At 65.2% G+C, this 13,912-nt stretch carries 13 protein-coding genes; 9 read left to right on the forward strand and 4 right to left on the reverse strand.

The features are described 5' to 3' along the window. The first annotated feature begins 96 nt into the window (after positions 1–96). Entirely contained in the window at positions 97–555 is a 459-nt protein-coding gene (locus ACVWY6_RS11110; RefSeq protein ID WP_457538017.1) for an NUDIX domain-containing protein, read from the forward strand. Between the two features lie 19 nt (positions 556–574). On the opposite strand, the gene ACVWY6_RS11115 is transcribed toward ACVWY6_RS11110, so the two are convergent. Then, the gene (locus ACVWY6_RS11115; protein ID WP_457538018.1) at positions 575–1,075 is read right to left on the reverse strand and encodes a MarR family winged helix-turn-helix transcriptional regulator; all 501 of its coding nucleotides are present in this window, start codon (positions 1,073–1,075) and stop codon (positions 575–577) included. A gap of 61 nt (positions 1,076–1,136) precedes the next feature. Here ACVWY6_RS11115 and ACVWY6_RS11120 point away from each other — a divergent pair, with 61 nt between their 5' ends. Beyond that, positions 1,137–2,246, forward strand: a complete 1,110-nt coding sequence (locus ACVWY6_RS11120) for an FUSC family protein (protein WP_023962587.1) — start codon at positions 1,137–1,139, stop codon at positions 2,244–2,246. Positions 2,247–2,262: 16 nt separating this feature from the next. Here ACVWY6_RS11120 and ACVWY6_RS11125 read toward each other — a convergent pair whose 3' ends face one another. After that, positions 2,263–2,847 carry a TetR/AcrR family transcriptional regulator gene (locus tag ACVWY6_RS11125; RefSeq protein WP_116915980.1) on the reverse strand — a complete coding sequence of 195 codons (585 nt, stop codon included), beginning with the start codon at positions 2,845–2,847 and terminating at the stop codon, positions 2,263–2,265. A 95-nt stretch (positions 2,848–2,942) separates the two neighbouring features. Between ACVWY6_RS11125 and ACVWY6_RS11130 the strand changes: the two genes are divergently transcribed. Continuing rightward, complete coding sequence (locus tag ACVWY6_RS11130; RefSeq protein ID WP_457538020.1) at positions 2,943–4,082, forward strand: acyl-CoA dehydrogenase family protein; 1,140 nt, start codon at positions 2,943–2,945, stop codon at positions 4,080–4,082. 10 nt (positions 4,083–4,092) lie between these two features. Here the strand turns inward: ACVWY6_RS11130 and ACVWY6_RS11135 are convergent, their stop codons facing one another. Together ACVWY6_RS11135 and ACVWY6_RS11140 are read right to left on the reverse strand one after the other, a co-directional pair. Continuing rightward, a complete protein-coding gene (locus ACVWY6_RS11135) occupies positions 4,093–5,031 on the reverse strand; it encodes an ROK family protein (protein WP_457538022.1) in 939 nt (312 codons plus the stop codon). 103 nt (positions 5,032–5,134) lie between these two features. Continuing rightward, on the reverse strand, positions 5,135–6,313 hold the full coding sequence (locus tag ACVWY6_RS11140; RefSeq protein ID WP_457538024.1) for a thiolase family protein: 1,179 nt from the start codon (positions 6,311–6,313) through the stop codon (positions 5,135–5,137). Between the two features lie 194 nt (positions 6,314–6,507). Here ACVWY6_RS11140 and ACVWY6_RS11145 point away from each other — a divergent pair, with 194 nt between their 5' ends. From ACVWY6_RS11145 to ACVWY6_RS11170, 6 genes are all read left to right on the forward strand, one after another. Further along, positions 6,508–7,638 carry an MBL fold metallo-hydrolase gene (locus ACVWY6_RS11145; protein ID WP_031333453.1) on the forward strand — a complete coding sequence of 377 codons (1,131 nt, stop codon included), beginning with the start codon at positions 6,508–6,510 and terminating at the stop codon, positions 7,636–7,638. Continuing rightward, positions 7,635–10,124 carry an HAD-IC family P-type ATPase gene (locus tag ACVWY6_RS11150; protein ID WP_457538026.1) on the forward strand — a complete coding sequence of 830 codons (2,490 nt, stop codon included), beginning with the start codon at positions 7,635–7,637 and terminating at the stop codon, positions 10,122–10,124. Before ACVWY6_RS11145 ends, ACVWY6_RS11150 begins: the two co-directional genes overlap by 4 nt. A gap of 30 nt (positions 10,125–10,154) precedes the next feature. Further along, positions 10,155–10,361, forward strand: coding sequence for an antitoxin (locus ACVWY6_RS11155; RefSeq protein ID WP_023962599.1), 207 nt, complete (start codon positions 10,155–10,157; stop codon positions 10,359–10,361). Next, positions 10,288–11,595 carry a lipase family protein gene (locus tag ACVWY6_RS11160; protein WP_457538027.1) on the forward strand — a complete coding sequence of 436 codons (1,308 nt, stop codon included), beginning with the start codon at positions 10,288–10,290 and terminating at the stop codon, positions 11,593–11,595. Before ACVWY6_RS11155 ends, ACVWY6_RS11160 begins: the two co-directional genes overlap by 74 nt. Before the next feature lie 54 nt (positions 11,596–11,649). After that, the gene (locus tag ACVWY6_RS11165) at positions 11,650–12,087 is read left to right on the forward strand and encodes a type II toxin-antitoxin system Rv0910 family toxin (RefSeq protein ID WP_030170282.1); all 438 of its coding nucleotides are present in this window, start codon (positions 11,650–11,652) and stop codon (positions 12,085–12,087) included. Between the two features lie 128 nt (positions 12,088–12,215). After that, the gene (locus tag ACVWY6_RS11170) at positions 12,216–13,898 is read left to right on the forward strand and encodes a substrate-binding domain-containing protein (protein ID WP_457538029.1); all 1,683 of its coding nucleotides are present in this window, start codon (positions 12,216–12,218) and stop codon (positions 13,896–13,898) included. Positions 13,899–13,912 lie beyond the last annotated feature (14 nt).

A 13,912-nucleotide genomic window follows, 5' to 3' on the forward strand; every position in this document is an offset into this window, starting at 1 on the left:
GATCGGCGCGGGGCGCTTCTGGGGTTCATGGCGTCCGAGGTGTCGCGGGCTAGCCTGGTGCTCTGACGTCCGAACGAACACCGTGAAGGGATCCGAGTGCCGAAGCTCAGTGCCGGGATCATGCTGTACCGCAGTCGTGATGGACGCACCGAGGTGCTGATCGCGCACCCTGGTGGTCCGTTCTGGGCCCGCAAAGACGAAGCGGCGTGGTCCATCCCGAAAGGGGAGTACACCGAGGACGAAGAGCCCCTGGACGCCGCTCGCCGGGAGTTCCGCGAAGAGCTCGGTCTGGACGTACCCGGCGGTGAGGTCGCAGAACTCGGGGTGATCAAACAGTCGGGTGGAAAGATTGTCACCGCGTTTGCGATCGGGGCCGACCTCGACATCACCGGCGCGGTGAGCAACGAGTTCGAGATGGAATGGCCGCCGCGGTCGGGGACGATGAAGTCGTTTCCCGAAGTCGACCGGGTTGCCTGGTTCGACGTGGAGACCGCGCGCGTGAAATTGCTCAAGGGGCAACGCCCGTTTCTGGATCGGCTGCTCGACCTGCTCTGAGAATGCGAACTGCGGCGGGTCAGTCCGGCATGGCGCGCGACACCTTGCGCAGCAGCTGAACAAGAGTGGCGCGCTCTTTCGCGGTGAGTCCGGCGAGCACCGCGGTGTCTCGGGCCAGTCGCCTTGGGAACTGGGCGTGGACCAATTCTCGGCCGGTGTCGGTCAGCTCCAGCAACACCACCCGGCCGTCACGGTCGGATTTCCTGCGCGCCAGTAGACCGAGCTCGGCGAGGCGCTCGGTGAGTTTGGTGATGGATGCGCCGCTGAGCTTTGTCGTCGACACCACCTCGCTGGCACGCAGCGGGCGGTTGGCGCGGGCCAGTGCGCCCAGGATGTCGAACTCCGACCGGGTGATGGCATGGGCGTCCAGATCGCGGTCGAGTTGGTGGGCGAGGACCGACGAGATCCGGTTGATCCGTCCGATCACTTCCACGGGTTCGGTGTCGAGATCGGGATATGTCCTGGCCCATTCCTGCCGAACCCGCTCGACGACGTCCGACGGCTCATTCTCTTCGACCACCGGCACAGCTTATCGGCCCCAGGTATTTAGTTCACTAGTAAAATAGTGATAAATTACTTTGGTGCCTCTTACCGTTCCCGTCATCGACCGTGTCCACCGGAGCAGGTCGGCGCTGCTGCACTCGGTTGATCCGCAGACCTGGCGGTCCGCCGTGGTCACCGTCGAGACCGGCAACACTGCGATTGCTTCGGCAGTCCGGGTGGGACTGGCGGTGGCCTTGGTGCTGGTTGTCGGTGGGCTCACGGGCCACCGAGACGTCGCGGGATTCGCCGCGCTGGGTGCCCTCACCTCGGCCTTCTGTCGCCCCGATCCTTTTCGGCTTCGTCTGCCCCGACTGGTGGTGACGGGGGTGATGGTCACCGGGTACGTCGCATTCGGTGCGGCGCTGGGGGCAGCGGGGGTATCTCTCGCCGGAGAGGTGGTGGCCATCGCACTCGCCGCAGGTTTCGCCGCGCTGATACTGGGAGCGTTACGGGTGGTCGGCCCCGGCCCGGTCGTGATGGTCTTCGCTGCGGCAGGCGCCGCAGATTTTGCCGACAGCGCCGACGACGTCTGGAAAGCGTCGACCGCCGCGGTGATCGGCGCGGTGGTGGGCGTGGTCGCCTCGCTTGCGCCGTGGCTTGTGATGTGGGTTCGGCGTGAACGTCCACAGCCCCACCCGTCACCCGCTCGCGCCTCCCTGGTTCAGGAGTTGAATCGGATCGGGGACACGGAGCTGCTGTCGCGGTCGCTTCGGATCGTCGTGGCCGGCGGTGTCGCGGCCGGCATCGTCGCGGCGGCCGGTCTGCAGCATCCGATGTGGGCGGCCATGGGTGCCGTTGCCACGCTGCAGGGCGTCAACTACCACCTGACCGTCACCAGGGGAGTCCAGCGACTGCTCGGGAACGTCGGGGGCGCTGCGATCGCCGCTGGATTGCTGGCACTGCCGATCGGCTACTGGGGCGCGGTTGTTCTCATCGCCGTTCTGCAAGTGCTCGCCGAGACACTGGTCACCGTCAATTACGCACTGTGTTCGCTACTGGTCACGCCGATGGCGCTGATGCTGACCGCTCTCGGCGCCGGACTTGCGCCCGAGGTCGCCGTCGACCGGGTGCTGGACACTGCGGTCGGAGTGGTGATCGCGGTTGTGCTGGCTGCGTTCACCATCGCCCACCACGACGCCACCGTCTGATCAGCGCCAGCGCAGATCAACGCCCGATTCCCTCGGTCAGGAGGTGGGCGAGTTCGAGGTACGCCTGAGAATCATCAAGCCCGACAGCAGCTTTCACGCCCCGCTGCTGGATTCGAACCATCGCCGAGGTGGCGACATCGGCGACGAAGTCGGCGTGCACATCACGTACGTCCCCGGTGGCAACCCCTTCGTTGATGAGTTCGCGGACTCGGCCCGCGGCGGCACGCGTGTTCTGCTCGTACAGTTCTCGAGCCGGCGCGAAGGCGGCGAGATCTTCCATGAAGGTCTCACTCGCGCGGCTGAGCGCCGCTCCCACGGCGGTGAGGTACGCGGTCAACCGCGCCTTGGTGCCGGTGATGCCGACCAGTGCTTGTTCCACCTCGGCCGTGGCCGACCGGAAGAAGTCGACGGTGACCGCTCGCACCAGATCGTCCTTGCTGCCCGCGAGTGTGTAGAGGGTGGATTTGGAGCAGCGTAGTTGCGCGGCGATCTGGTCCAGCGTGAGATGCGCGAAACCGTCGGCGAGGAACAGTGCCGCCAGTTCGTCGAACAACTCGGCCCGGCGGGCGGTGGCGTGGGTCGGCGCAGCGGGAGTGGCCATGCGTCGATAGTACTGGCGAAGTGAATCTAGTACTGTCAGCAGTACTACAGTGCGGCTTCCAGTACTGTCGCCCCCGTCCGACCAAGGAGACACCCATGCCCGTGGACCGGCTGCTGCCCACCGACGAAGCCCGCGACCTCGTGCAATTGGCAGGAGATGTCGCCGACAAGACCCTCAAGCCGATCGCCGATGAGTACGAGAAGGCCGAGAAGTACCCGGCTGAGGCATTCACGGTGCTGGGGCAGACCGGGCTGCTGAGCCTTCCGTACCCCGAGGAGTGGGGTGGTGGTGGCCAGCCGTACGAGGTCTACCTGCAGGTGCTCGAGGAGATCGCCGCCAGATGGGCGGCAGTTGCCGTTGCGGTGAGCGTGCACTCGCTGGCCTGTCATCCCATGATGGCGTTCGGAACCGACGAGCAGAAGAAACGTTGGCTGCCGGGAATGCTCAGCGGCGATCAGATCGGGGCGTACAGCCTGTCGGAGCCGCAGGCCGGATCAGATGCGGCAGCGCTCAACTGCAAGGCGGTGGTCGCTGACGGGGGCTACCGGGTCACCGGCGCGAAGGCGTGGATCACACACGGTGGGATCGCCGACTTCTACAACCTCTTCGCGCGTACCGGCGAGGGGTCCAAAGGAATCTCGTGCTTCCTCGTCCCGGACGGCACCGACGGACTGACCTTCGGCAAACCTGAAGAGAAGATGGGCCTCTCGGCCGTTCCGACCACCTCGGCACACTACGATTCCGCTTTCATCCCGGAGGAACGGCGCATCGGCGCGGAGGGCCAGGGGCTGCAGATCGCCTTCAGTGCACTCGATTCCGGACGGTTGGGTATCGCTGCGGTGGCGGTCGGAATCGCTCAGGCGGCGCTTGACGAGGCGGTGGCGTACGCGAAAGAACGAAAGACATTCGGCAAGAAGATCATCGACCACCAAGGGCTCGGGTTCCTCCTGGCAGACATGGCTGCAGCGGTCGACTCGGCCCGGGCGACATACCTTGATGCAGCGCGGCGCCGCGACGCCGGGTTGCCATACTCGCGCAACGCATCGGTGGCCAAGCTGGTCGCCACCGATGCGGCGATGAAGGTGACCACCGATGCCGTTCAGGTGTTCGGCGGCTATGGCTATACCAAGGACTTCCGGGTCGAACGGTTGATGCGCGAGGCCAAGATCACACAGATCTTCGAGGGCACCAACCAGATTCAGCGGCTGGTGATCAGTCGGTCGCTGGCAGGTTGATCCGCCGGGTTCAGGGAAGTCCGACCATGTCGCGTCGGTAGATCAGCGCCGCTGCCCCGGCGAGCGGCGCGTCGTCCGGCAGCCCGGCGTCCAGGATCTTGACCCTCGAGATGTATTGCAGCGGATGGCGATTGATCACAGATTGGATCAGCGGCAGCAGATCGGGAGTCACTCGCGAGAATCCGCCGCCGATGGCCACGGTATCGAGCTCGACCAGCGCCGCGGCACTGCAGATCGCCTGGCCCACAGCCTCTGATACCCGGAGCACCGCGCTGTAGGCGATGTCGTCGCCGTCGCGGTATGACGCGGCAAGGTCTTCTCCCGACTTGCCGGTCCACCCCTGAGCGCGGGCCCACGCCACCGCATGGGGTCCGGATGCCACCGACTCGAGGGTTGTCCGGCTGCCGATGCTGACCTCGCCCGTGAACCCTGACACCTGAATCTGTCCGATGTGGCCGCTGTTGCCGGCGAGCACCCGACCGTCGACGATGAAACCCCCACCGATACCGGTGGAGAGCACCATGCCCATCAGATTGCGGGCACCGATCGCGTTGCCGAGCCACTGCGCGGCCAATACGATCGCCACGCCGTCGCGATGCAGGTGAACGGGGATGTCGCGCAGCGGATCCGGGAGACGATCGCTGATCAGTTGTCGAAGTGGATGACGACGCCATCGGGGCAGGTTGATGGGGGAGACGGTTCCGTTGTCCTCGTCGACGGGCCCTGCGGCGGCAATGCCCACGCCGACCACCCGTGTACCCGCCGGAATCTGCGCGAGTGCAGTGTCGACGACGCGCACAACGCTTTGTTCGAGTTCGGAGCTGGTGGCATCGGGCCCGGTGGGTGCGCGATTGCGTCCCGCCTCGAACACCTGCCCGGAGGAATCGACCCACGCGGCTTCGACCTTCGTTCCACCGAAGTCGACGGCCAGGACAACATCATCGGACACCCGTCCCAGGGTAGTGCGCGGGTCACCCGCACGGTCCAGTTGCGCAAAGACGCGCAACCCGGGTGGGGGTGGCGCGTCATGCGTTGATGGTGGACAACCGAGTTCAGAGCCGTTCGATGATCGTTGCGTTGGCGAGCCCACCGGCCTCACACATCGTCTGCAGTCCGTAGCGGCCGCCGGTCTGCTCGAGGGCGTTGACCAGGGTGGTCATGATGCGTGCTCCGCTGGCCCCGAGGGGATGGCCGAGTGCGATCGCGCCGCCGTTGACGTTGGTCTTGCCGAGATCGGCCCCCGTGTCCTTGGCCCAGGCCAGCACCACAGGTGCGAAGGCTTCGTTGACCTCGAACAGATCGATGTCCGAGATCTGCAGACCCGCTCTCTCGAGGACCTTCTGCGTCGCTGGTATGACACCCGTGAGCATGTAGATCGGGTCGGAGCCCACCACGGAGAAGCTGTGCAATCGGGCCAGCGGCCGCAGGCCCAGCTCCTTGGCCTTGGCGCTGCTCATGATCAGTACCGCGGCGCTGCCATCGGAGAGTGGGCTCGAGTTCGCCGCCGTGATCCGCCAGTCGATCTGCGGGAACCGTTCTTTCATGGCCGGGTTGTAGAACGCGGCCTTGAGTCCGGCCAATTGCTCGACGGTGCCGCCGGGGCGGATCATCTCGTCGGTCGACACGCCCGCGAGGGGAGCGATCTCTCGCTCGAATCGGCCGGCCTTGGTGGCCTCGGCGGCCTTCTCGTGGCTGGCGATCGAGAACTCGTCGAGCTCGGTGCGCGAGAAACCCCAGTCCGCCGCGATCAGTTCTGCGCTGTACCCCTGGGGGATGAACCCTTCTGGGTAGCGGCGCAAGAGCGCTTCACCGAATGGGTTTGCCCCGTCTCGGACATCGGACAACATCGGTACGCGGCTCATCGACTCCACGCCCGCGGCGACCACGATGTCCTGCACACCAGACATCACGGCCTGTGCTGCGAAGGAGATGGCCTGCTGGCTCGACCCGCATTGGCGGTTCACGGTGGTGGCCGGAACGGTCTCGGGGAAGCCCGCGGCGAGCACCGCATTGCGGCTGATGTTCTGGCCCTGCTCGTCGGCCTGTGTGACGTTTCCGGTGATCACGTCGTCGATCAGGGCCGGATCGATGCCGGTCTGTTCCACCAGGGACGTGAGGCTGTGGGCCAACATGTCCACCGGATGCACGCCGTGGAGCGCACCGTTTGATTTGCCCTTACCGATCGGGGTCCTGACTGCCCCGACGATGACAGCGTCGACGATCGAACTCATTGCGGCCTCCTGTTGTCTGACTATGGTCTATATAAGTCAGGTATACCCCTGGATATTCCGGGTTGTAAACCCTCCGACGGTGCCCCTGTTACAGCCGGTCGAGGGGAGTGGGGCGGGGAGAGGCAAGGTCGGTCCCGGTCAACCACCCAACATGGCCGGTAGTGTGTGCTTCCGTGGTGCGTCTTCCCAATCTCATGACCGGTCCAAGGCTTCTGACCAGTGCGGCAACAGCTGGCGTAGCGCTCACCGCGGCCGGCGTCGGCGCCGGGTCCGAGGTGTTCCGAGCGATGGGTGCACCCAAAGACCTTGTGCTATCCCACATCAGCCATTCGCCGCATCAAACCGGCGGCAACTTCGGAAACGTGGAGCCGCCGACACCCGTGCAAGGGGATCGGGCAGCCGCGCTGGCAATGCTCCGTCGCGGCGACATCGGCAAGCCGCGGCGACCGCTGGAGTTCGATGTGACGCCTCTGCCTGATGTCGCAGCCGAGCTGGCGGCGACCTGGATGGGGCACGCGTCGGTGCTCGTGGAACTGGACGGATACCGCATCCTCACCGACCCCGTCTGGAGCAAACGGTGCTCACCGTCGAGTCTGGTGGGACCGGCGCGTATGCACCCGGTACCCCACGCGCTGGCGGATCTGCCCGCGCTGGATGTGGTGCTCATCAGTCATGACCACTACGACCATCTCGATACGGCCACTGTTCGCAAACTCGCGGCCACCCATCCCGAGGCCGCGTTTGTCGCTCCCATCGGCGTCGGGGCGCACCTCGAGTACTGGGGCATCAGCCCCGAACGTATTCACGAGGCTGACTGGGGTGACTCGATCACGATCGGCGAGCTGACCTTCAATTGCACTCCCGCACGCCACTTCTCGGGACGCGGGCTGCAGCGCAACACCACCCAGTGGGCCAGTTGGGCGGTCGCCGGACCTCGACACAACTTCTTCTTCTCCGGCGACACCGGAATCACCGATGCGTTCGAGCAAGTCGGCACCGACCACGGTCCGTTCGGGCTGTCCCTGATCGCGATCGGCGCCTACGACCGGCTGTGGCCCGACATCCACCTCAATCCGGAAGAGGCGGTGAGAGTGCACCGAATGCTCAATCGCGCCAATCTGTCCGAGTCGTTGCTGCTGCCGATTCATTGGGGCACCTTCAATCTGGCTCTGCATGAATGGGCTGACCCGGTCCAACGTCTGCTGCCCGCCGCTCAGAGCGAACACATCCCCGTGATCACGCCGATGCCCGGTGCGCGTTTCGACGTACCGTCGCGGTCCGGCCACGGATTCGACACCCAGTCCTGGTGGGAAGGCGCAGCGTGACCACGCTCGGCGAAACACACGCCACCCCAGGCCTGACCGCCGCGCAGGTGGCCGAACGCGTCGCCGCCGGCCAGGTCAACGTCTTGCCGGACCGCTCGGGTCGCAGTGTCCTCGACATCGTTCGCGCCAATGTCCTCACCCGCATCAACGCCATCTTGGGTGTGCTGTTCATCATCGTGATGACCACCGGCTCGATCATCAACGGCGCCTTCGGTTTACTGATCATCGCCAACAGCGGCATCGGCATCATCCAGGAGATCCGGGCCAAGCGAACACTCGATGCGCTCGCGATCGTCGGGCAGACCCGGCCCATGGTGCGCCGGGATGGGGTGGCCGCCGAGATCGCGCCGAGCGAGGTGGTGCTCGGCGACATCATCGAATTGGGGCCCGGAGACCAGATCGTCGTCGACGGAGAGACCGTGGAGGCGGGAGCACTCGACGTCGACGAATCGTTGCTGACCGGTGAGGCCGACGCCGTCTTCAAGTCGGTGGGTGATCCGATCCTGTCCGGCAGCTTCGTGGTGTCGGGGTCGGGTGCCTATCGGGCGACCAAGGTCGGCCGCGACGCGTACGCGGCGCAGCTCGCCGAGGAAGCCAGCAAGTTCACCCTCGTCAACTCAGAACTCCGCAACGGGATCGACAAGATTCTCCGGATCATCACCTGGCTTCTGATCCCGGCTGGGCTGCTGACAATCGTCAACCAGCTGTTCATCAGTGAAAACGGCATCAAGGCAGCCCTTTTGGGCATGGTCGCCGCGCTGGTGCCGATGGTTCCCGAGGGCCTGGTGCTGATGACGTCGATCGCCTTCGCCGTCGGGGTCGTGCGGTTGGGTCGTCGACAATGTCTGGTGAACGAGTTGCCGGCCATCGAGGGCCTCGCCCGGGTCAACGTGGTGTGTGCGGACAAGACCGGCACGCTCACCGAGAACGGTATGCGGCTGGCGCAACTGGTTCCGCTCGGCGACGATCGCGCCCAGCTCGAAGAGGCCCTGGCCGCCCTCGCGGCGCACGACCCACGCCCCAACGCCAGTGTGCAGGCGATGGCCGAGGCCTACCCCGTCGCGCCGGAGTGGTCGGTGACCCACATCGCGCCGTTCACGTCGGCGAAGAAGTGGAGCGGGATCTCGTTCCAGGACACCACGACCGCCCAGGGCCAGGGCAACTGGTTGCTCGGCGCCCCCGACATGTTGCTCGATCCGGCGAGCGAGACCGCGGCCCGCGCAACGGAATTGGGCTCGGAAGGATTGCGGGTCCTGCTACTCGCCTCCACCGATCAGCCGGTAGACACTCCCACCGACGACGGCCTGTCCGCTCCGGGACACGTTGTGCCACGGGCACTCATCGCACTGGAGCAACGCGTTCGTCCCGACGCCCGCGAGACATTGGACTACTTCGCATCCCAGCACGTCGCGGTGAAGGTGATCTCTGGTGACAACGCCGTGTCGGTGGGCGCGGTGGCGGGTTCGCTGGGCCTGGGAACCGTTGACGACGCCGTCGATGCGCGGAGTCTGCCGACCGACCAGGACGAGCTCGCCGACGTCCTCGACGGCCACACCACCTTCGGTCGCGTACGACCCGACCAGAAACGCGCGATGGTGGGTGCGTTGCAGGGCCGTGGCAACACCGTCGCGATGACCGGCGACGGCGTCAACGACGTCCTGGCCCTCAAAGACGCCGACATCGGGGTGGCGATGGGCTCGGGTAGTTCGGCCAGCCGGTCGGTGGCCCAGATCGTCTTGCTCGACAACAAGTTCGCCACGCTGCCCTACGTGGTCGGCGAGGGCCGGCGGGTCATCGGCAACATCGAACGCGTCTCCAACCTGTTCCTGACCAAGACCGTGTACGCGGTGCTGCTGGCGTTGATGATCGGGATCGCCGGGGTGGCCGGGGAACTGTTCGGCTTCACGCCCATCTCTTACCCGTTCCAGCCCATCCACGTCACGATCTCCGCGTGGTTCACCATCGGTGTGCCGGCGTTTGTCCTCTCGCTGGCACCCAACAACGAACGCGCTCGCGGTGGTTTTGTCGGCAGGGTGCTGCGCTTGGCCATTCCGTCCGGCATCGTGATCGCCGTGTGCACGTTCGTGGCGTACGCACTGGTCTATCCCGGCGGGGAGGGTGTTGCGCTCGGTAGCAAGGACTCGGTCGAGATGACCCCGGAGCAGACACAGGCGGCCACGACGGCCCTGATCACGCTCATCGCGATCGCGTTGTGGGTGCTCGCGGTGGTCGCGCGACCGTACAACTGGTGGAAGGTTGTGCTGCTGGTCGGCTCGGCACTGGCCTACGTGCTGATCTTCTCGCTGCCGTTCACGCAAGAGCTGTTCAAACTCGACCCGACTGACTGGAGCAAAACCGGAATTGCAGTCATTGCATCGGCGATCGGTATCGTTGCTGTGGAAGTGCTGTGGCGACTGAACCCGACAATTGCGGCGTGGTTTAGTAAAGTTAAATCGAATCCGCAAGAGCAAAGATCGCCGGCGTGAGAGCATCGGCGATCCGGAGATAGGAGTGGCATGGATTTCAAGAATTTGGTCAACAAGGGCAAGTCCACGCTGAGCAAGAACACCAAACTCATCGACCAGGGCGCCAGCGCGGTCAACAAGGCCACCAAGGGCAAGTACTCGAACCAGATCCGAAAGGGTGCAGATGCTGCCCGGAAGTTCGCGCAGGACGGGAACAACCCCGGCCACCAGAACCCCGGTCATCAGCCTCCTCGGTAAGGCGATCCCGGCAGCAGCGATTGTGCTGCTGTCGGTGAGCGCGTGCGCCGGCGGCGAGGACGACGGTCGAACGGCCGCGTCCTCGCCGCTGTCGTCTGTCCAGTCCTCGTCTGTTCCGGCCCCGGATTCGGATCGTCCACCGGCTCCGGCGCCCGGCGAGCGCGGCGACATCGTCGAGCAGATGCCTTTCCAGGCGAGTTCCTCCCTGAGTGACGTGGCCGAGGTGACGCGTGTCATCTATCGCTCGACCGCCGGATACCAGGGCGGGTTCGGCACGGAGGTGTCCGGCGTGATCGCCGTCCCGAACGGAGAGCCGCCTGCGGGTGGCTGGCCGATCGTCGCCTTCGGTCACGGAACAACAGGTACCGACGAGAGTTGCGGTCCGTCGGACTACCCAGACCTTCTCGGCGAAGACGGTGCCATCACTCGACTGGTCGGGCGCGGATACGTGGTGGCGGCCAGTGACTACCAGGGGCTGGGTACCTGGGTGAAGGATGCGCCTGGCCACCCGTACCTCGAACCGAAGACGATCGCCTACAACATGATCGATGCCGTGCGTGCCGCTCGGAATCTCGTTCCGGACACCTCCGATCGGTGGGCGGCAATGGGTGCCTCACAGGGCGGCCAGGCCGCGTGGGCGTCGGCCGACTACGCAGACGACTACGGCCAGGGTCTCGAGTTCGTCGGGGCGGCCGCATTGGCACCTGCTGCCGACCTCTCGCCGATCACCGACGCCGGAACGCAGATGGCGTACACCGACGCTCAGAAAATCTTCATCCCCAACCTCATCGAGGGATTGAGGGAGGTGTACCCCGATTTCGACGCGGACGACTACATACGCGGAGGGCTGGCCGACAACGCCGAAGTCTTCACATCCTGCGGTCCCACAGCCATGGTGGACCGATTCAGCGCGGCGATGAGCGTCGCCCCTGGAGACGCGGCCGTCGCCGATCAGGAGGCAGTGGACCGTATCCGCACGATCCTGAAGCAAGACGCGTTGCCTGCGGGCCGGGCAGCCGGACCGCTCTTCGTCGCATTCGGCGACCAGGACTCGATCATCTTGCCCGCATGGACCGCTGCAGCAGTGCAGCGTGCGTGTGCCGGCGGCGACGTGATCGAGGTGGTTCGCAAGCCCGACGGCGGGCACACCAATCTCGGTGTGACAGGCCCGGCGATCGACTGGATCGGCGATCGCTTCGCTGGTGAACCCGCCCCGGACACCTGCCCGGCATGACACCGATGGCTACGGTCCACCGGTTGCCGGTGTCGGAGCGCTAACGTCGCACCTATGGCAAAGGTCAAAGATTCGATCGACGTGAACCAGTCCCCGGAAGACGCGTGGGCGCATGTGCTCGATCTGTCGCGGTATGGCGAGTGGCTCACTCTGCACGATGGCTGGCGTAGCGAGTTGCCCAGCCCCGACGAGATCCAGAAGGGCACGAAGGTGTCTTCGGTCATCGCGGCCAAGAATGCCAAGCTTCGTTTCGACTGGGTGGTGGATGAGTTCGATCCGGCCCGCCGGGTGGACCTGAAGGGCGACGGCAAGGGTGGCGTCACGGTCACCCTGACACTGACGGTGGAGCCCGCCAAGAGTGGGTCAAAGGTAGGACTCGAGGTGAACCTGACCGGATCGCCGATGATGTCGTTGATCATTCGCAGTACCGCGAAGATCCTCAAAGGTGAGATCAACCAATCACTCAAGAACTTTCGCGATCTTTACTCCTGACCGTAGAGCCGTTCGCCAGACCTGAGGCGAGCCGGGTCTGGCGTCTACCCGCCACCATCTGGGGTGTTGGTTCCTGATTCGCTGTGGATAGAATCCGGCGAACCTCGAAACAACAGGGTGGGTGACGCATGGGTCGACATGGGGTCGATAGCAGGGCCGATGACGACTTCGGATTCAGTGAGGGTCGAGACGGCGGTCGGGGTGGCGGTGGGGGCGGCGGCGCCCGCTGGGCGCTTCTTGCGCTGGTTGTCGTCGCGGTGTTGGTGGCCGGGCTGATTCTCTGGCGGACGGTCTGGGCGTCGTCCGGCAGCGACTGTGACTCGCGTGAGGCGGTGTCGGTGATCGCCGATCCGTCGATGGCTGCGACCCTCAAGCCCCTGGCGGCCGAGGCGTCGGCCGACTCGTGTTACGACTTCAATGTGGCTGCGGTCAGCGGTGCCAACGTCGCCGGCCAGCTCACCAAGGGTGATCAGGCGCCCGACCTGTGGATCGCCGATTCGCAGGCTCGCGCCCGCAAGGTCACCGACCAGGCCCGCGTGCAGCGCGACGTGATCGCCGAATCCGTTGCGGCCAGCCCGGTGGTGGTCGCAGGTAAAGATGTTCCGGCGCTGACCAATTGGGTCGACGTCATGAAGCTGCCCGGCCTGCGCCTCGGCAACCCCATCGACTCCAGCACCGGCGACGCGCCGATCGTCGGAGCGCTTGCGGCCGAACAGGCCGGCGCCATCGACCGCAAGCAGTTCACCGATGGAATGACCCTGCTGGCTCTGCAGCAGGGCAACGCCCGCATCGGGGGCGACTCCGACATCGACCGGCTCCAGGTGGCTGCAGGCAGCGAGTCGCCGACAGTGGTCAGCGAGCAGCACTTCATCGAGTTCCAGAACACCAGCGGAAACAGTGGTCTGCGAGCCGCGATCCCCGCCGACGGCACCATGATCCTCGACTATCCGATGCTCAACACCGCGTCGGCAGCTCGGAAAGAGATCGTGGCCGCAGCGGGTGAACAACTGGCCGAACACATCACGTCCGAGGACGGCGCGAAAGCGCTGACCACCGCCGGATTCCGAACGGCCATCGACGCGCCGTCGCCGGAAGGGGGCGTGGGTGCGGTGAAGGTGCTGACGCTCAAAGACCCTGCGCAGGAAGAGAAAGCGCTCAGGCAGTGGGCAGTACTCGGGGTGCCGATTCGCACGCTGGTGGTGGAGGACGCGTCCGGTTCGATGCGTGAACCGGCGGGTACGTCAACCCGGGCCGAGATGCTCGTGGAGGCCAGCCAGAACGGCCTGAAGATCTTCCCGAACAATTCGGCGCTGGGTGCGTGGCTGTTCTCCATCGACATGGGTGGACCGGATCAGGACTGGCTGCCGATCGCTCCCATCGAACGCCTCGACACCGTTGATGCCGATGGCCAGACCCATCGCAAATACCTGGAGTCGCAGATCGTGACGCTTCCGGGTCGGGTTGGCGGCGCCACCGGGCTCTACGACACGACGCTCGCGGCGTTCAAAGAGGTCCAGGACAGTTATGACCCCAACTATTCGAACAGCGTCATCCTCCTGACCGACGGCCAGAACGAGGACGACAACTCGATCAGCCTCCAGGGTTTGCTGGCCGAACTGAAACGGCTCGAGGATCCGGCCAGACCGGTGCTCATCCTCACTATCGGCATCACCGAGGACGCAGACGCCGAATCACTCAAGCAGATCGCGGACGCCACCGGCGGAAGCAGCTACGTTGCAGAGACGCCCGCAGACATCTCGAATGTGTTCATCGACGCGGTCGCGGCGCGGATCGCCGCAGCTGGACGGTAAAAAATTCAGTTCTA

This window comes from Williamsia sp. R60 (assembly GCF_054063855.1).

Coding starts and splice junctions, on each gene's coding strand:
- ACVWY6_RS11125 (WP_116915980.1), bottom strand. CDS start 2,847: ATGGCCACTCCCGCTGCGCCGACCCACGCCACCGCCCGCCGGGCCGAG.
- ACVWY6_RS11130 (WP_457538020.1), top strand. CDS start 2,943: ATGCCCGTGGACCGGCTGCTGCCCACCGACGAAGCCCGCGACCTCGTG.
- ACVWY6_RS11140 (WP_457538024.1), bottom strand. CDS start 6,313: ATGAGTTCGATCGTCGACGCTGTCATCGTCGGGGCAGTCAGGACCCCG.
- ACVWY6_RS11145 (WP_031333453.1), top strand. CDS start 6,508: ATGACCGGTCCAAGGCTTCTGACCAGTGCGGCAACAGCTGGCGTAGCG.
- ACVWY6_RS11155 (WP_023962599.1), top strand. CDS start 10,155: ATGGATTTCAAGAATTTGGTCAACAAGGGCAAGTCCACGCTGAGCAAG.
- ACVWY6_RS11160 (WP_457538027.1), top strand. CDS start 10,288: ATGCTGCCCGGAAGTTCGCGCAGGACGGGAACAACCCCGGCCACCAGA.
- ACVWY6_RS11165 (WP_030170282.1), top strand. CDS start 11,650: ATGGCAAAGGTCAAAGATTCGATCGACGTGAACCAGTCCCCGGAAGAC.
- ACVWY6_RS11170 (WP_457538029.1), top strand. CDS start 12,216: ATGGGTCGACATGGGGTCGATAGCAGGGCCGATGACGACTTCGGATTC.